The sequence below is a fragment of the Streptomyces sp. McG3 genome (assembly GCF_018619185.1).
In the GTDB taxonomy this organism is placed as follows: Bacteria; Actinomycetota; Actinomycetes; order Streptomycetales; family Streptomycetaceae; genus Streptomyces.
In genome coordinates this window covers 47,873-64,295 of record NZ_JAAXYC010000006.1, presented here as the reverse complement: position 1 = coordinate 64,295, position 16,423 = coordinate 47,873, and the positions used below count along the sequence as shown (strand labels likewise).

Here is a 16,423-nt window from a genome sequence, read left to right as displayed (position 1 = left end):
TACGGGAGCGGGGGCGGGCCGCACACGGCGGCCCGCCCCCACCTCTGTCCGCCTCAGCGCCCCCGGCCGCCGCCGCCCTGCTTCGGGTCGGTCAGTCCGGCCCGCCGCAGCGCGTCCGCCATGGCGCTGTTCGCCGGAGCCGGGGCCCCCTGGCCCTGCCGGGATCCGCCGCCACCACCGCGTCGGTCCCGGGCGCCGCCGCCCTGCCGGCCCTGGCCGCCACCGGACGGCTGTCCCTGGCTCTGCCCCTGGCGCTGCTTCGGGGGACGGCCGCCGCGTTCGCCGCGGCCCTGCTGCCCGCCGCCGGAACCGCCGCCCGCGCCCGGCTCGTCGTCGAGGCGCAGTGTCAGCGAGATCCGCTTGCGCGGCCCGTCGACGTCCATGACCTTGACCTTCACGATGTCCCCGGGCTTCACGACGTCGCGCGGGTCCTTCACGAACGTCCTCGACAGCGCCGAGACGTGCACCAGACCGTCCTGGTGGACGCCGACATCGACGAACGCGCCGAACGCGGCCACGTTGGTGACGACGCCCTCCAGCACCATGCCGGGCTCCAGGTCGCCGAGCTTCTCGACGCCCTCCTTGAAGGTCGCGGTGCGGAACGCGGGTCGTGGGTCGCGCCCCGGCTTTTCCAGCTCCTTGAGGATGTCCGTCACGGTCGGCAGCCCGAACATGTCGTCCACGAAGTCCGCGGCCCGCAGGGCGCGCAGGGCCTCCGCGTTGCCGATCAGCGAGGCCACCTCGCCACCCGCGCTCTTCCCCATCCGCCGCACCACCGGATAGGCCTCGGGATGCACGCTGGAGCCGTCGAGCGGGTCGTCGCCGTCCCGGATCCGCAGGAAGCCCGCGCACTGCTCGTACGCCTTCGGGCCCAGCCGCGCCACGTCCTTGAGGGTCTTGCGGGACCGGAAGGGGCCGTTGGAGTCCCGGTGCGCGACGATGTTCTCGGCGAGCCCCGAGCTGATCCCCGACACCCGTGAAAGCAGCGGCGCGGAAGCCGTGTTGACGTCCACACCGACCCCGTTCACACAGTCCTCGACGACCGCGTCCAGCGAACGCGACAGCTTCACCTCGGACAGGTCGTGCTGGTACTGCCCGACGCCGATCGACTTCGGGTCGATCTTCACCAGCTCGGCCAGCGGGTCCTGGAGCCGCCGCGCGATGGAGACGGCGCCGCGCAACGACACGTCCATGTCGGGCAGTTCCTGCGAGGCGAACGCGGAGGCGGAGTACACCGAGGCGCCCGCCTCCGAGACCATCACCTTCGTGAGCTTCAACTCCGGGTGTTTGTCGATCAGTTCACCCGCGAGCTTGTCCGTCTCGCGGGACGCCGTGCCATTGCCGATCGCGACCAGGTCGACCGCGTGCTCCTTCGCGAGGTGCGCGAGCTTCGCCAGCGCCTGGTCCCACCTGTTCGCGGGCACGTGCGGGTGGATCACATCGGTGGCCACGACCTTGCCGGTGGCGTCGACGACCGCGACCTTCACCCCCGTACGGAATCCGGGGTCCAGGCCCAGCGTGGCCCGGGTCCCGGCCGGGGCGGCGAGCAGCAGATCGCGCAGGTTCGAGGCGAAGACCCGCACCGCCTCGTCCTCCGCCGCCGTGCGCAGCCGCAGCCGCAGATCGATGCCCAGGTGCACCTGGATCCGGGTCCGCCACGCCCACCGCACGGTGTCGCCCAGCCACTTGTCGCCCGGGCGGCCCCGGTCGGCGATCTCGAAGCGGCGGGCGATCATGTTCTCGTAGCGGGAGGGGCCCGGCCGCTCGGCCTCCTCCGGCTCCTCCGGTTCCAGGACCAGGTCGAGGACGTTCTCCTTCTCGCCGCGCAGCATCGCGAGCACCCGGTGCGAGGGCAGCGCGGTGAACGGCTCCGCGAAGGCGAAGTAGTCGGCGAACTTCGCGCCCGCCTCCTCCTGGCCCTCGCGGACCTTCGCCGCCAGCCGGCCGCGCGTCCACATGCGCTCGCGCAGCTCGCCGGTCAGATCGGCGTCCTCGGAGAACCGCTCGGTGAGGATCGACCGGGCCCCGTCCAGGGCGGCGGCGGCGTCCGCCACGCCCTTGTCGCCGTCCACGAACGCGGCGGCCGCCGCGAGCGGATCGACCGACGGGTCGCCGAGCAGCCCGTCCGCCAGCGGTTCGAGCCCCGCCTCCCGGGCGATCTGCGCCTTCGTCCGCCGCTTCGGCTTGAACGGCAGGTAGATGTCCTCCAGGCGCGCCTTGGTCTCGGCGGCCCGGATGCTCGCCTCCAGCGCGGCGTCGAGCTTGCCCTGTTCGCGTACGGATTCCAGGATCGAGGTCCGCCGCTCCTCCAGCTCCCGCAGATAGCGCAGCCGTTCCTCCAGCGTGCGCAGCTGCGCATCGTCGAGGGATTCGGTCGCCTCCTTGCGGTAGCGCGCGATGAACGGCACGGTCGATCCGCCGTCGAGCAACTCGACGGCCGCCCTGACCTGTCGCTCACGTACGCCGAGCTCCTCGGCGATCCTGCCTTCGATGGACGTCGTCACGGTTTTCCCGACTCGCCTTCTCGTACTGGCTGTGCTGGCCGTGCTCGTGTCGCGATGAGCACGTTCTTGCTTGCCGGGGGTGTCCCCCCTGGCCTGCATTGTGCCGGGTGGCCGGGGGCCGTGTCGCGTGACCTCGACGAACACGCCCGGAGCCCCCGCGGCGCGCGCGAGGGCTCCGGGCGGTGCGGGGTCAGCCCTGGCCGGTCGCCGAGGCCGGGAACGCCCCCGCGGCGGCGGCCGTGAAGAGGAAGCCGCGCCCCAGTTCGGTGAGCCGCTCCACACCTTCCGCGCCCAGGTGCTCGTACGGGGCGGTGTCCATGCGGTCCGTCGCCTCCTCGACCTCCGCGCGCAGCGCCGTGCCCGCCTCGGTCAGCGCCAACTCCTCGCCCTCGGCCAGCAGCCCGCGCTCCCGCAGCCGGCCGGACGCCGCCTCCCAGTCGGTGCGCCGCCAGCCCCGGGAGGACAGGATCCAGCGGATCGCCATGCCCTTGCCGGTCGCCGTGTGGCTGACGAGCGACTCCAGCGGGTCCAGGCCGGCCGCGAGCAGGACGGCGAGGTGCGCGTCGCCCCGGTGCTCGCGCAGCAGGGTCGCGGCGTGCCAGAACGCCAGGTGCGGCTCCTCGGGCACCGGCAGATCCGCGTGCGCGGCGTACAGCGGGCGGGCGTGCGGGGCACAGGCCTCGGTGGCCCGCAGTGCGAGCCGGGCCGCCTCCGCCATCGCGTCGGAGGCGATGACCTCCTCGCCGAGCAGCCGGCGCAGCGTCGTGTCCGCCGCCCGCAGCCGGGCCCCCAGGACCACGTCGGGAGAGGCGGTCTCCCAGACGGCGGGCACATGGCGGGCCACCAGCGCGGGGTTGAAGTTGTAGAAGGTGGCGCTGACGGTCCCCGCCCCGACCGCGCCGAGAGCGGCGGCCCGGGTCGCGAAATAGGCGGCGCTCTGGTCCTCGATGCCGATCTTCGCCATCTCCGCGCCCAGGTCGGGGGAGAAGAAGAGACAGGAGTGCAGGGGGTTGACGGCGTTGTGGCAGCGGCGCTCCGCGCGGGCCGGGAGAGTACTCATACCGGCACGTTACCGACTGGTCGGTACGGATTGGAACCCTGGGGGGAGCAGAACGTCCACCAGGACAGGCCCACGATAGGCCCGACACGGGTCGAGGGCCCGGGCCGATGGCAGGAAAGGTGGGGTACTCGTCATTGCGGCCATCGCGCCCCCCGCCCAGGATGGTGGATGTGAAGCAGCGAACCGTGCTCGTCGTCCTCTTCGACGGCATCCAGAGTCTCGACGCCACCGGCCCGATGGAGGTCTTCGCCGGAGCCTCCCGGGCTCCGGGCGTCTCCTACGACCTGCGGACCGCCTCGCTCGACGGCGGCCCCGTCCGCTCCACCAGCGGCCTGACCCTGATGCCCGACAGCAGCCTCGCCGACGCGCCCGTACCGCACACCCTGCTGGTGCCCGGCGGGCACGGCACCCGGGGCTCCCACCCGGAGCTGACCGGCTGGCTGCGCGAGCACGCGCCGCTGGCGGAGCGGCTCGTCTCCGTGTGCACCGGGGCGCTGCTGCTGGCCGAGGCGGGCCTGCTGGACGGACACCGGGTCACCACCCACTGGAACTACTGCGAGCAGTTGGCCCGCGACTACCCGGCCGTGCACGTCGACCCCGAACCGATCTTCGTACGGGACGGGCGGCTGGCCACCTCGGCGGGCGTCACCGCGGGCATCGACCTCGCCCTCGCCCTCGTCGAGGAGGACCACGGGCGGGACCTCGCCCTCGGTATCGCCCGGCACCTCGTGGTGTTCCTGCGCCGCCCCGGCAACCAGGCCCAGTTCAGCGCCCAGCTCTCCGCCCAGACCGCCCGGAGCGAACCGCTGCGCGAGGTCCAGCACTGGATCACCCAGCACCCCGACGCCGACCTCGGGGTCGACGCCCTCGCTGCCCGCGCCCGGATCTCGCCCCGGCACTTCGCCCGCGCGTTCCGGGCGGAGACCGGAACGACCCCGGGGCGGTACGTCGAGCGCGTCCGCCTGGAGCACGCCCGCCGGCTCCTGGAGGACACCTCCGACGGCGTCGAGCGGGTGGCCCGCGCCAGTGGCTACGGCACCCCGGAAGCCATGCGCCGCGCCTTCGTGAAGACCCTCGCGACGGCGCCGGCCGAATACCGCCGCCGCTTCCGCACCCCCGCGTCCAGCACCTGAACCGCACCGTCCGACCGAACCGAGAGGCAGCTCCCGTGCAGATCGCCATCCTGCTCTTCGACCGTTTCACCGCCCTGGACGCGGTGGGCCCGTACGAGATCCTCAGCCGCGCTCCCGGCGCCGAGCCGGTCTTCGCCGCCGAACGGACCGGCCCCGTCCGCAATGACAGCGGGAGCCTCGCGCTCGTCGCGGAGAAGACCCTCGCCGAGGTGCCCTCCCCGGACCTGGTGATCGTCCCGGGCGGACCCGGCCAGAGCGACCAGATGGAGAACGAGGCCCTGCTCGGCTGGCTGCGCTCGGTCGACGCCACCAGTACCTGGACGACCTCCGTCTGCACCGGGTCGCTGCTGCTGGCCGCCGCCGGGCTCCTGAAGGACAGGCGGGCCACCTCGCACTGGCTGGCGCTGGAGGCACTGAAGGAGTTCGGCGTCGAGCCCACCGGGGAGCGCGTCGTCATCGACGGCAAGTACGTCACCGCCGCCGGGGTCTCCTCCGGCATCGACATGGGGCTGACCCTGCTCGGCCGGATCGCGGGCGGCGACGTGGCGCGCTCGGTGCAGCTGCTCACGGAGTACGATCCGCAGCCGCCCTACGACTGCGGGTCGCCGGAGAAGGCCCCCGCGGCCCTCGTCGAGGAATGGCGGGCCAGGAGCCGCCACGTCACCCGGTAGCTCCCGCGGTCCAGGTGAACCGGGGCGCGCGCCGCTCCAGGAAGGCGGCGACCCCCTCCGCCGTGTCACCGCTGCCCCGCGCCTCGGCGGACCAGTGGGCGTCCCGGTCCGTCCGGCCCGCGGCGAACTCCTTCGCCGCGGCCTGGGTGAGCAGGGACCGGGACGCCAGGACCCGTACGTACTCCTCGACCCGCTCGTCCAGGCCGCCCGCGGGCAGCACCTCGTCGACCAGGCCGGTGCGCAGCGCCCGTTCCGTGCCGATCAACTCGCCGGAGAACAGCAGGTGCTTGGCCGTGGCCGGGCCGACGAGGGCGACCAGCCGCCGGGTCGATGAGGCGGGGTAGACGATGCCGAGCTTGGCCGGGGTGACCCCGAAGGAGGCCCCCTCCTCCGCGAACCGCAGATCGCAGGCGGCGGCGAGCTGGCCGCCGCCGCCCACGCAGTAGCCGCGCACCGCGGCCAGCGTCGGCAGGGGGAACGCGGCGAGCGCGTCCTCGGCCGCCACCGCCAGGCCCTGGGCGGTGTCCGCGCCCTCCCGCAGCGTGGAGATGTCGGCGCCGGCGCAGAAGGTGTCCCCGGCTCCGGTCAGCACCAGCGCCCGGACCGCCGGATCGGCCGCGAGCCGCTGCAGCAGCTCCGGCAGACCCCGCCACATCGCGGTGGTCATCGCGTTGCGTTTGGCGGGGTTCGCGATCACGACCGTGGCGACGCCGCGCTCGAAGGACGTGATCAGGCGGGGTTCCGTGGGGTCCATGCGCCGGATGCTATCCGGAGGGTTCGAACCTATGATCAAGAAGGGGTCGCGGGGCGGGCACGCACCGTAAGGAGTCGTCGATGAACGAATCCACCGCCGAGGGCCGGAAGCTCAGCCGCAGTTTCGGCTGGCTCGCGCTGCTCGGCACGCTGCTGGTGATCGCGGGCGTCATCGGCCTCGTCTACACCGGCGTCGCCACGCTCACCTCGATGCTGCTCTTCGGCTGGCTGCTGCTCGTCGGCGGCCTGGTCGGACTGCTGCACGCGATCGAGTCACGCGGTACGAACTACTTCTGGCTGGGCGTGGTGGTCGCGGCCCTCAACATCGCCGCGGGCGTCGTCGTCATCAAGCACCCCGAGGGCACGGCCGAGGCGCTGACCATGTTCGCCGCCCTGCTCTTCCTGACCGGCGGGGTCTTCCGGCTGGTCGGCAGCGTTGTCGTGCGCGGTCCGCAGATGGGGTGGACGCTGCTGCAGGGCGCCTTCGGCCTGCTGCTGGGCCTGCTGGTGCTGTTCGACTGGCCGCACAGCAGCCTCTACGTTCTCGGCTGTTTCTTCTCGCTGGCCCTGCTGTTCGACGGACTCGGCCTGATCGCCATCGGCGTGGGCGGCCGGCGCATCGTCAGCATGGTCTCGGAGCGGCTCGATGACACGGCCGCATCCTCGGACGAGCCGATCAAGTCACCAGAAGACGAGCGAAAGTAGTCCCTGGGCCGCCAGGGTCACGCATGTTTGGTCAAATAGCGCCGATACCTGGCTACTTCCGACCAGTAGCACGGTCCGGACCAGGCCATTCCCAACACTCTTTACTCGACGGTCAGTGCAGTGCGAGTGAGAGCTGGTGCCGGACGATGGAGAGCCTCGGGAGTGCCCCTGCCGACCCCGTGTCGTACGAGGGGGTGTGGCGCTTCACCGCCTCCGCCGTGGACGCGTCCGTGCCGAGCGCCCGGCACGCCGTACGTGACCTCCTCGACCGGCAGGGCGTGCCGATCGAGGACGAGATCCTCCAGGGGCTCCTGCTGATCGTCTCGGAGCTGGTCACCAACGCCGTCAAGCACGCGGCGCTCCTCTCACCCGAACTGGCCGTGGAGGTGGCCATCGCCGCCGACTGGGTCAGAGTCTCGGTCGAGGACAACCACCCCTACCGGCCCACTGCGCTGGAGACGGACTACGCGCAGACCGGTGGCCGGGGCCTGCTGCTCGTCAAGGTGATCACCGCGGAGGCGGGCGGCACCTGCGACGTCGAGCACACCGCGAGCGGCGGGAAGATCATCTGGGCGGCGCTGCCGTTGAAGACGCAGCTCTGACCGCCCCGTACGGAGACGAGCGGGGGTTCACCAGCCCGCGGAGGGGCCCGTCAGCTCACGGATCGCCGGCCGTGCCGCGTCCAGCACGGTCATGAACCACGCCGAGAACGGCGCCCGCGCGTGCCGCTCCGCGAGCTCCGCCGCCGTCACGAAGGCCGTCTCCCCGACCTCCTCGGGGTCCGGCTTCACCGCCGTCTGCGCCATCCCCACGAACAGGTGGTTGAACTCCTGCTCCACCAGTCCCGACGCGGGGTCCGGGTGGTTGTAGCGGACCGTTCCGGCCTCGGCCAGCAGCGAGGGGGAGAGCCCCAGCTCCTCGTACGTACGCCGGGCGGCGGCCGCGAACGGGGCCTCGCCCGGATAGGGGTGCCCGCAGCAGGTGTTCGACCAGACACCGGGGGAGTGGTACTTGCCGAGTGCCCGGCGCTGGAGCAGGAGCCGCCCCTGCTCGTCGAAGAGGAACACGGAGAACGCGCGGTGCAGCTGCCCGGGGGCCTGGTGGGCCGCCAGCTTCTCCGCGGTGCCGATCGTGGTGCCGTTCTCGTCGACCAGTTCGAGCATGATCGCTTCTGCGGTGCCGTTCGACGAGCTGTGCGTCGCGGTGGCTGGTGTGGTCGGCATACCCATCCTTCGCTTTGGTCCCCGGCCTCGTGCGCCGGGCCCCTGGAGTCCGGTCAAGTCTGCCGTACAAAAGCCGCTTGTCCGCACTGCGGGGCCGGGCATGTCCGCCCCGCCGCGCCCCGGGAGCGCGGCGGGGCGGACGGAGCGTCAGACCCCGAAGGCCGCCGGATAACGGATCACGCCCGCCGGAACAGGGACGGAATCATCCAGAACCAGGGCCATCATCGCCTCGTCGGGCACCTCGAAACCCGGCCGGATCCCGTAGCGCGAGGCCGGCACGAAACCGAAGCGCGGGTAGTACTCGGGATGACCGAGCACCAGCACCAGCGCCTCACCGCGCCCCCGGGCGGCGTCCAGCACCGCCCGCACCACGGCCTGCCCCGCGCCCTGCCGCTGGTACGCGGGAGAGGTGGCCACCGGGGCCAGGGCGAGCGCCGGGGCGTCGCCGACCCGGCAGCGGGTGAGCAGCGCGTACGCCGCCGGGGAACCGTCCGGGGCCTCGGCGACACGGCTGAGCCCCGGCAGCCAGGCCTCGGGGTCGGCCCGCAGGGCGTCCACGAGGTCCGCCTCGTCCCGGGTGGGGAACGCGGCCGTGTTGACCGCGTGCACGGCCGCACGGTCCTCCGGCGTCTCCGGACGGGTCTTCCACCGGGGATCGGCCGGGCGCAGCACATACGCGGCGTAGCCGTACTCCGTGCCGTGCTCCCGCCGCACCGCCAGCTCCTCACGGGTGGCCGCGAGCGCCCACTCCATGCCGGGAGTGCCGGGGTCGGCGCTCGCGACCCGTTCGGCGAGCGGTACGTAGTACTCGTCCCAGTCGCTCTCGGGCTGGACCAGCACGGCGTCGACCGTGCAGCCGGCGGCGACGGCCGCCGCGGTGGTCTCCGGCAGGGTGCGCGGGGAGCCGTTGCGGTCCCAGAAGTCGCGCGCCCCGGCGGACGGCGTGTCCGTGGTCCAGACACACTCGGAGATCATCATCGCGCCGCCCGGGGCCAGCAGGCGCTGCCAGTCGCGGACGGCGGTGTCGAACCCGACGCAGTACGCGGAGCCCTCGGCCCAGATCAGGTCGAAGGACCCCGCGGGGAAGGCGGGCCCGGTGAGGTCGCCCATGTCCGCCCTGACGGTACGGACACGGTCGCCGAGGCCACGGGCCCCGGACGCCTCGCGCAGCTCGTCCAGGAACGGCTGGTGCAGGTCGACCGCGGTCACCTCGGCGCCCGCCTCGGCGGCGAGCAGCAGAGCGGCCCGGCCGGGACCGCAGCCCAGGTCGAGGACGCGCGGGCGGTCGGGCAGCGGGCCGGTGAGAGCGAGCAGCCGACGCGTGGTCGCGTCGGAGCCGGGGCTCTGCCGGGGAAGACGGTGGTGCAGGGTGAAGAACGCCTCGGTGCGCGAGGCGTCGGTGTAGTCGGTCAACGTGGGAACCCTTGGGTGTGAGGGTTCCGACCCGATCCGGGAGAAAGAAGCGGACCTAGCCGGAGACCCGGGAGATGAGGAAGGACCGATTGCCGCGCCGGGAAGGCGTCGTCGCGACCGTCATCAACCTCAGCTCCTCTCGAAAGGGTCCCGGTGTCACCGGGTTCCGCTCCACCGCGAGACTCGAACGTCTCAGCGAAACCACCCTAGCACCGGCTCGGCCCGCACCCGGGGGCGCCTCAGTGGCAGAGCCGCGCCTCGTGCTCCGCGTGACCGCTCGGCTCCAGCTGGAAGGTGCAGTGCTCCACGTCGAAGTGGTCCCCGAGACAGCCCTGCAACTCGTGCAGCACCTTCTCGTGCCCTATCGAGTCGAGCATCTCCTGGCGCACCACCACGTGGGCGGAGAGCACCGGCATCCCCGAGGTGATCGTCCAGGCGTGCAGGTCGTGGACGTCAAGGACGCCGGGCAGCTCCGTGATGTGGGCCCGTACCTCCGCCATGTCCACACCCTTGGGCGCCGCCTCCAGGAGCACGTTCAGGGTCTCCCGCAGCAGCTTCACGGTCCGGGGGACGATCATCAGGCCGATCACCAGGGAGGCGATCGGGTCGGCGGGCTGCCAGCCGGTCGCCATGATGACGCCCGCCGAGATGATCACGGCGAGCGAGCCCAGGGTGTCGGCCAGCACCTCCAGATACGCGCCCCGTACATTCAGGCTCTCCTGCTGCCCGCGCGTCAGCAGGGAGAGGGAGACGATGTTGGCCACCAGGCCGACGGCGGCGAACGCGATGGCCAGGCCGCCCTTCGTCTCGGCCGGGGTGATGAACCGCTCGACCGCCTCGAAGACCAGATAGCCGCCGACCCCCAGCAGCAGCAGACAGTTCGCGAGCGCGGCCAGGATCTCCGCGCGGGCGAAGCCGAAGGTGCGGTTCGGCCCGGCCGGACGGTTGGCGAAGTGGATGGCGAGCAGCGCCATCCCGAGCCCCAGGGCGTCGGTGGCCATGTGGGCGGCGTCCGCGATCAGGGCCAGCGAGTCGGAGAGCACCCCGCCGACGATCTCCATGACCATCACGCTCAGCGTGATCGCCAGGGCCACCCGGAGCCTGCCCCGGTACGCGGATGCCGCCGTGCCCGTCGGGGGCGGCCCGCCGTGCGTGTGCCCGTGATCGTGGCCAGCCCCCATGCGAAACGCCTCCAGGTCCGTGCGACGGCGCGGGGCGAAACCGCCCCGGCATGGCCAGTGAACTACGGGCGGGGGGTATCGGGCAACACGGCACTGAACACCGTTGTCATGTGCCCTGACCTGCGGAAACGTTCCGCAGGTCAGGGCGTCGGCGCGATCACCGACGCCACCCGTGACCGATCATGAACGAGCCTCGGGGTGGCGCAGGCACCAGCCCTCCCAGGCCGACTCCACCATCTCGCGCACGCTCCGCCGCGCCGCCCAGCCCAGCTCCTCGGTGATCCGCGCCGACGACGCCACCGCCGTCGGGGCGTCACCGGCCCGGCGCGGCTCGACCACCGGCTCCGGGCCGTGGCCGCCCGTCACCTCGCCGATCACCTCGGCCAGCTCCCGGACCGATACGCCCTCGCCCCGGCCGACGTTCAGCGTCAGGTCGCCGGCGCCCGCTCCGTCCAGCCGCCGGGCGACGGCGAGGTGCGCGTCCGCCAGGTCGGCGACGTGGATGTAGTCACGGACGCAGGTGCCGTCCGGCGTCGGGTAGTCGTCACCGAAGATCCGCGGGGCCTCGCCGCGCGTCAGCCGCTCGAACATCATCGGGACGATGTTGAAGACCCCGGTGTCCGCGAGTTCCGGAGCGGCGGCGCCCGCCACGTTGAAGTACCGAAGACAGGCGGTCGAGAGCCCGTGGGCCTTGCCGGTGGCCCGCACCAGCCACTCGCCGGTGAGCTTGGTCTCGCCGTACGGGTTGATCGGGAGACAGGGTGTCTCCTCCGTGATGAGGTCCACGTCCGGTACGCCGTAGACGGCCGCCGAGGACGAGAAGAGGAAGCGCGGCACCCCGGCCGCGACCACGGCCTCCAGCAGCACGGCCAGTCCGGCCACGTTCTCCCGGTAGTACAGCAGCGGCTTCTCCACGGACTCGCCGACCTGCTTCTTCGCCGCGAGATGCACCACACCGCTCACCGCGTGGTCGGCCAGCACCCGGTCCAGCAGGGCCCGGTCGGAGGCCGACCCCTCCACCAGCGTGACGGCGTCCGGCAGCCGGTCCACGATGCCGCTGGAGCGGTCGTCGAGCACTACGACCCGCTCGCCCGCCGCCACCATGGCCCGCGCCACGTGTGCCCCGATGTATCCCGCCCCGCCTGTGATCAGCCATGTCATGACCGTCACCCTAAGCCGCCCGCCCACCGGCGCCGACCGGCGGTTTGTGGGCCGGGCCCCCGATCGATGATGATGATCGCCAACGCCGCCCGGGCCCGCGGGTTCACCCGTACAGCGCGCAAACGGGCGGTGAACTCGGTCTTCCGTTCATCCGATAGCCTCAGCCGACACGCCGCCGGCCCGCCTCGTGGCCGTGCCGCCGCGTGCCGTCCACGTCAGTGCCAAGGAGTGAGTTCGTCTGTCGACCGCCATTCTCACCGGTACGCCGGTACCCGGGTCGTCGCTCGCGGACGATCTGCGGTCCCTGGGCTTCGACGTGCAGACCGCCGCCGACGCCGGTGACGCCGCAACGCTCCTCGCCGCCGTCCCTGCCGGCCGCCGGGTCGCCCTCGTCGACCCGCGTTTCGTGGGCCACGTCCACGCGCTGCGGCTCGGGCTGACCGACCCGCGCTTCCCCGCCGCCACCGTCCCCGGCGCGCTCACCGCCCAGCCCGAGGCGCGCGGAGCCCTGCTGCGCGCTCTGGACCGCACCGCCGCCGCGGTCGGCGCGGGCGCCCCGGTCGTCGAGCCGGACGCCGACCCCGCGCCCGAGGACCGCACCGTCCCCGGCCGGATCGCCGTCGCGCTGGAGGCCGAGGGCACCGCCGTACAGCGACCCGCCCTCGGCTCGCTCGTCGCGGCCGTCCCCACGGACCCCGAGCAGGAGGCCGCCGCCGTGGCCGGGCTCACCTCGGTCGACGACGAGGCGGTACGGCTGCGCAACGCGGTGAAGGCCCACGACGGGTTCTTCACCACGTACTGCATCAGCCCCTACTCCCGCTACATCGCCCGCTGGTGCGCCCGCCGCGACCTCACCCCGAACCAGGTCACCACCGCCTCGCTGATCACCGCGCTCATCGCGGCGGGCGCGGCGGCCACCGGAACCCGGGGCGGCTACGTCGCCGCCGGCATCCTGCTTCTGGTCTCCTTCGTGCTGGACTGCACCGACGGGCAGCTCGCCCGCTACTCGCTGCGGTACTCCACGATGGGCGCCTGGCTGGACGCCACCTTCGACCGGGCCAAGGAGTACGCGTACTACGCCGGGCTCGCCATCGGCGCCGTCCGCGGCGGCGACGACGTGTGGGTCCTGGCGCTCGGCGCGATGGTCCTCCAGGCCTGCCGCCATGTCGTGGACTTCTCGTTCAACGAGGCCAACCACGACGCGGTCGCCAACACCAGCCCCACCGCGGCCCTCTCCGACAAGCTCGACAACGTCGGCTGGACGGTCTGGGTGCGCCGGATGATCGTGCTGCCGATCGGTGAGCGCTGGGCCATGATCGCGGTGCTCACCGCGCTCACCACCCCGCGCATCGTCTTCTACGCCCTGCTCGTCGGCTGCTTCCTGGCCGCCTGCTACACCACGGCCGGCCGTCTGCTGCGCTCGCTGACCCGCAGGGCCAGCCGCACCGACCGCGCCGCGCGGGCACTCGCGGACCTCGCCGACTCGGGGCCGCTCGCCCAGGGCGTCGCGACGGTCGCGCCGGGCCTCCGGGGCGCGTTCACGGCCCCGGCCGTCGCCCTGCTCGGCACGCTGGTCATGATCGGCGGCGCCCTCCTCCTCCCGTACGGCAGTTGGCTCACCGTCGCCGCGGCGGCGGTGTACGTGCTCCTCTCCGGCCTCGCCGTCGCCCGCCCGCTCAAGGGCGCGCTCGACTGGCTGGTGCCGCCGTTCTTCCGGGCCGCGGAGTACGTCACGATCCTGGTGCTGGCGGCCCGCAGCGACGTTCCGCACGCCGTTCCGGCGGCCTTCGGGCTCGTCTCGGCCGTCGCCTACCATCACTACGACACGGTGTACCGCATTCGCGGAGGCACCGGCGCGCCGCCCCAGTGGCTGGTGCGGACGATCGGTGGACACGAGGGCCGCACCGCGCTGGTGGCCGTCCTCGCCGCCGTACTCACCCACACCTCAGGTTTCACCACGGCCCTGACCGCGCTCGCGGTCGCCGTGGCTCTGGTGGTGCTCGTGGAGTCCATCCGCTTCTGGGTGTCCTCCTCGGCCCCCGCCGTACACGACGAAGGAGAACTCGCATGATCGGCCTCGTACTGGCAGCCGGTGCAGGACGACGTCTGCGCCCCTACACGGACACGCTTCCCAAGGCGCTCGTCCCTGTCGACGGCGACAAGACGGTCCTCGACCTCACGCTCGCCAACTTCGCCGAGGTCGGACTCACCGAGGTCGCGATCGTCGTCGGCTACCGCAAGGAGGCCGTCTACGCCCGCAAGGCCGAGCTGGAAGCGACCTACGGCGTCACCCTCACGCTCATCGACAACGACAAGGCCGAGGAGTGGAACAACGCCTACTCCCTGTGGTGCGCCCGTGACGTCATCAAGCGCGGCGTGATCCTCGCCAACGGCGACACCGTGCACCCGGTCTCCGTGGAGAAGACCCTCCTGGACGCCCGCGGCAAGGGCCAGAAGATCATCCTCGCCCTGGACACCGAGAAGGTCCTCGCCGACGAGGAGATGAAGGTCATCACGGAGGAGGGCAAGGGCGTCCAGCGCATCACCAAGCTGATGGACCCGGCCACCGCGACCGGCGAGTACATCGGCGTGACCCTCATCGAGGCCGAGGCCGCCGAGGAGCTGGCGGACGCGCTGAAGACCACCTTCGAGCGCGACCCCGACCTCTACTACGAGGACGGCTACCAGGAGCTGGTCAACCGCGGCTTCACCGTCGACGTCGCCCCCATCGGCACCGTGACCTGGGTCGAGATCGACAACCACGACGACCTCAAGAAGGGCCGTGAGATCGCGTGCCAGTACTGACCCGGCTCATTCCGTCCCCGGTCGTCGTCGACATCCGGCGCGGCGCCATGGACGATCTGGCGGGTCTCCTGGCCGATCAGCGGATCTCCTCCTCGGGCAAGCTCGCCATCGCGATCAGCGACGGCTCCGGGCGCGCCCTGCGGGAGAGGCTCGCCCCTGTCCTGCCGGGTGCCGACTGGTACTCGGTGTCCGACGGCACGATCGACTCCGCGGTGAAGCTCGCCGACGGCATCAAGGGCAACCGGTACGACGCCGTCGTCGGCCTCGGCGGCGGCAAGATCATCGACGTGGCGAAGTACGCCGCGGCGCGGGTCGGGCTGCCCATGGTCGCCGTCGCGACGAACCTCTCGCACGACGGCCTGTGCTCGCCGGTCGCGACGCTCGACAACGACAACGGGCGCGGCTCCTACGGGGTCCCCACCCCGATCGCCGTGGTCATCGACCTCGACGTGATCCGTGAGGCGCCCGCCCGCTACGTCCGTTCCGGCATCGGCGACGCGATCTCGAACATCTCCTGCGTCGCCGACTGGGAGCTGGCCCACGAGGTCAACGGCGAGGAGATCGACGGCCTGGCGGCCGCGATGGCCCGCCAGGCGGGCGAGGCCGTGCTGCGCCACCCCGGCGGGGTCGGCGACGACGCCTTCCTCAAGGTGCTGGCCGAGGGGCTCGTGCTCACCGGCATCTCGATGTCGGTCGCGGGCGACTCGCGTCCGGCGTCCGGCGCCTGCCACGAGATCAACCACGCCTTCGACCTGCTCTACCCGCAACGCGCGGCCAGCCACGGCGAGCAGGTCGGCCTCGGCGCCTGCTTCGCCATGCATCTGCGCGGTGCCCGCCAGGAGTCCCTCCTGATGGCATCGATACTGCGCCGCCACGGTCTGCCGGTCATGCCGGAGGAGATCGGGTTCAGCGTCGACGAGTTCGTGAAGGCCGTCGACTACGCGCCGCAGACGCGTCCGGGACGCTTCACGGTCCTGGAGCACCTCAACCTGTCCACCGACCAGATCAGGGACGCGTACGCCGACTATGCGACGACCATCAGTAGCTGAACTCCGTCCGGTCGTTCACCCCCCGGGGGTGAAGGACCGGCGCAGCGGCGAGCACTGGGCCGGGCGCATGTACATGCGTGAGGTCTCGCTGCGCGTGGACCGCTACCTGGTCAACACCCGCGTCTCGCCGAACCAGGTCACCTACGTGATGACGCTGGCCGGGGCGCTGGCCGCCCCGGCGCTGCTGGTGCCGGGCATCTGGGGCGCCGTGCTCGGCGTGGTGATGGTCCAGCTCTACCTGCTGTTCGACTGCGTGGACGGCGAGCTGGCCCGCTGGAAGAAGCAGTACTCGCTCAGCGGGGTCTACCTGGACCGGGTCGCCGCCTATCTGTGCGACGCGGCGGTGCTCGTCGGCCTCGGCCTGCGCGCCGCCGACATCTGGGGCGAGGGCCGGATCGACTGGCTCTGGGCCTTCCTCGGAACCCTCGCCGCACTCGGCGCGATCCTCATCAAGGCCGAGACGGACCTGGTCGGCGTGGCCCGCCACCAGGGCGGGCTGCCGCCGGTGAAGGAGGCGGCCTCCGAGCCGCGCTCCTCCGGCATGGCGCTGGCCCGCCGGGCGGCCGGGGCGCTCAAGTTCCACCGGCTGATCCTCGGGATCGAGGCCTCGCTGGTGATCCTCCTGGTGGCCGTGATCGACGCGATCGGGGGCGACCTCTTCTACACCCGCCTGACCGTCGCGGTGATGGCCGGCATCGCGCTGCTGCAGACCCTGCTGCACCTGGTGTCCGTCCTGGCGTCCAGCAGGCTGAAGTGACCTTTCCC

Annotated in this window: 15 protein-coding genes; 8 read left to right on the top strand and 7 right to left on the bottom strand. The window is 72.4% G+C overall.

From position 1 onward, the window contains the following. Nucleotides 1–53: 53 nt before the first annotated feature. Both HET64_RS02100 and HET64_RS02095 read right to left on the bottom strand, forming a co-directional pair. Nucleotides 54–2,504, bottom strand: a complete 2,451-nt coding sequence (locus HET64_RS02100; protein ID WP_215101572.1) for a Tex family protein — start codon at nt 2,502–2,504, stop codon at nt 54–56. A 190-nt stretch (nt 2,505–2,694) separates the two neighbouring features. After that, nucleotides 2,695–3,564, bottom strand: a complete 870-nt coding sequence (locus HET64_RS02095; protein ID WP_215101570.1) for a hypothetical protein — start codon at nt 3,562–3,564, stop codon at nt 2,695–2,697. A 161-nt stretch (nt 3,565–3,725) separates the two neighbouring features. On the opposite strand from HET64_RS02095, the gene HET64_RS02090 reads away from it, so the two are divergent. Continuing rightward, nucleotides 3,726–4,697, top strand: coding sequence for a GlxA family transcriptional regulator (locus HET64_RS02090; protein WP_215101568.1), 972 nt, complete (start codon nt 3,726–3,728; stop codon nt 4,695–4,697). 35 nt (nt 4,698–4,732) lie between these two features. Further along, nucleotides 4,733–5,368 (top strand): DJ-1/PfpI family protein, encoded by a 636-nt coding sequence (locus HET64_RS02085; RefSeq protein ID WP_215101566.1) that lies wholly within the window; start codon nt 4,733–4,735, stop codon nt 5,366–5,368. On the opposite strand, the gene HET64_RS02080 is transcribed toward HET64_RS02085, so the two are convergent. Next, entirely contained in the window at nt 5,358–6,122 is a 765-nt protein-coding gene (locus HET64_RS02080) for an enoyl-CoA hydratase/isomerase family protein (RefSeq protein WP_215101564.1), read from the bottom strand. The genes HET64_RS02085 and HET64_RS02080 overlap by 11 nt on opposite strands. Nucleotides 6,123–6,202: 80 nt before the next feature. Between HET64_RS02080 and HET64_RS02075 the strand changes: the two genes are divergently transcribed. Beyond that, on the top strand, nt 6,203–6,826 hold the full coding sequence (locus tag HET64_RS02075) for an HdeD family acid-resistance protein (RefSeq protein WP_215101562.1): 624 nt from the start codon (nt 6,203–6,205) through the stop codon (nt 6,824–6,826). Nucleotides 6,827–6,972: 146 nt separating this feature from the next. After that, nucleotides 6,973–7,428 carry an ATP-binding protein gene (locus HET64_RS02070; protein ID WP_215101560.1) on the top strand — a complete coding sequence of 152 codons (456 nt, stop codon included), beginning with the start codon at nt 6,973–6,975 and terminating at the stop codon, nt 7,426–7,428. Between the two features lie 27 nt (nt 7,429–7,455). On the opposite strand, the gene idi is transcribed toward HET64_RS02070, so the two are convergent. The 4 genes from idi to galE form a co-directional block, all read right to left on the bottom strand. Next, entirely contained in the window at nt 7,456–8,049 is a 594-nt protein-coding gene (gene idi, locus HET64_RS02065) for an isopentenyl-diphosphate Delta-isomerase (RefSeq protein ID WP_047179836.1), read from the bottom strand. A gap of 147 nt (nt 8,050–8,196) precedes the next feature. Continuing rightward, nucleotides 8,197–9,462, bottom strand: coding sequence for a bifunctional class I SAM-dependent methyltransferase/N-acetyltransferase (locus tag HET64_RS02060; RefSeq protein ID WP_215101559.1), 1,266 nt, complete (start codon nt 9,460–9,462; stop codon nt 8,197–8,199). A 239-nt stretch (nt 9,463–9,701) separates the two neighbouring features. Further along, nucleotides 9,702–10,643 (bottom strand): cation diffusion facilitator family transporter, encoded by a 942-nt coding sequence (locus HET64_RS02055; RefSeq protein ID WP_215101557.1) that lies wholly within the window; start codon nt 10,641–10,643, stop codon nt 9,702–9,704. Between the two features lie 180 nt (nt 10,644–10,823). Further along, entirely contained in the window at nt 10,824–11,804 is a 981-nt protein-coding gene (gene galE, locus HET64_RS02050) for a UDP-glucose 4-epimerase GalE (RefSeq protein WP_215101555.1), read from the bottom strand. Nucleotides 11,805–12,120: 316 nt separating this feature from the next. Between galE and HET64_RS02045 the strand changes: the two genes are divergently transcribed. The 4 genes from HET64_RS02045 to HET64_RS02030 are packed head-to-tail and all read left to right on the top strand — an operon-like array spanning nt 12,121 to nt 16,415. Next, nucleotides 12,121–13,875, top strand: coding sequence for a DUF5941 domain-containing protein (locus HET64_RS02045; RefSeq protein WP_215101553.1), 1,755 nt, complete (start codon nt 12,121–12,123; stop codon nt 13,873–13,875). Beyond that, a complete protein-coding gene (locus HET64_RS02040) occupies nt 13,872–14,609 on the top strand; it encodes a sugar phosphate nucleotidyltransferase (protein WP_007452390.1) in 738 nt (245 codons plus the stop codon). Before HET64_RS02045 ends, HET64_RS02040 begins: the two co-directional genes overlap by 4 nt. Beyond that, nucleotides 14,597–15,658 carry an iron-containing alcohol dehydrogenase family protein gene (locus HET64_RS02035; protein WP_215101551.1) on the top strand — a complete coding sequence of 354 codons (1,062 nt, stop codon included), beginning with the start codon at nt 14,597–14,599 and terminating at the stop codon, nt 15,656–15,658. Before HET64_RS02040 ends, HET64_RS02035 begins: the two co-directional genes overlap by 13 nt. Next, nucleotides 15,636–16,415: a CDP-alcohol phosphatidyltransferase family protein gene (locus HET64_RS02030; RefSeq protein ID WP_215101549.1), complete on the top strand. Its 780-nt coding sequence runs from the start codon at nt 15,636–15,638 to the stop codon at nt 16,413–16,415. The genes HET64_RS02035 and HET64_RS02030 overlap by 23 nt, the downstream gene beginning before the upstream one ends. Nucleotides 16,416–16,423 lie beyond the last annotated feature (8 nt).

Excerpts from the sequence above, each read along its gene's own strand:
- HET64_RS02095 (WP_215101570.1), bottom strand. The coding sequence starts at position 3,564 with ATGAGTACTCTCCCGGCCCGCGCGGAGCGCCGCTGCCACAACGCCGTC.
- HET64_RS02090 (WP_215101568.1), top strand. The coding sequence starts at position 3,726 with ATGGTGGATGTGAAGCAGCGAACCGTGCTCGTCGTCCTCTTCGACGGC.
- HET64_RS02080 (WP_215101564.1), bottom strand. The coding sequence starts at position 6,122 with ATGGACCCCACGGAACCCCGCCTGATCACGTCCTTCGAGCGCGGCGTC.
- HET64_RS02075 (WP_215101562.1), top strand. The coding sequence starts at position 6,203 with ATGAACGAATCCACCGCCGAGGGCCGGAAGCTCAGCCGCAGTTTCGGC.
- HET64_RS02070 (WP_215101560.1), top strand. The coding sequence starts at position 6,973 with ATGGAGAGCCTCGGGAGTGCCCCTGCCGACCCCGTGTCGTACGAGGGG.
- idi (WP_047179836.1), bottom strand. The coding sequence starts at position 8,049 with ATGCCGACCACACCAGCCACCGCGACGCACAGCTCGTCGAACGGCACC.
- HET64_RS02055 (WP_215101557.1), bottom strand. The coding sequence starts at position 10,643 with ATGGGGGCTGGCCACGATCACGGGCACACGCACGGCGGGCCGCCCCCG.
- galE (WP_215101555.1), bottom strand. The coding sequence starts at position 11,804 with ATGACATGGCTGATCACAGGCGGGGCGGGATACATCGGGGCACACGTG.
- HET64_RS02040 (WP_007452390.1), top strand. The coding sequence starts at position 13,872 with ATGATCGGCCTCGTACTGGCAGCCGGTGCAGGACGACGTCTGCGCCCC.
- HET64_RS02030 (WP_215101549.1), top strand. The coding sequence starts at position 15,636 with ATGCGACGACCATCAGTAGCTGAACTCCGTCCGGTCGTTCACCCCCCG.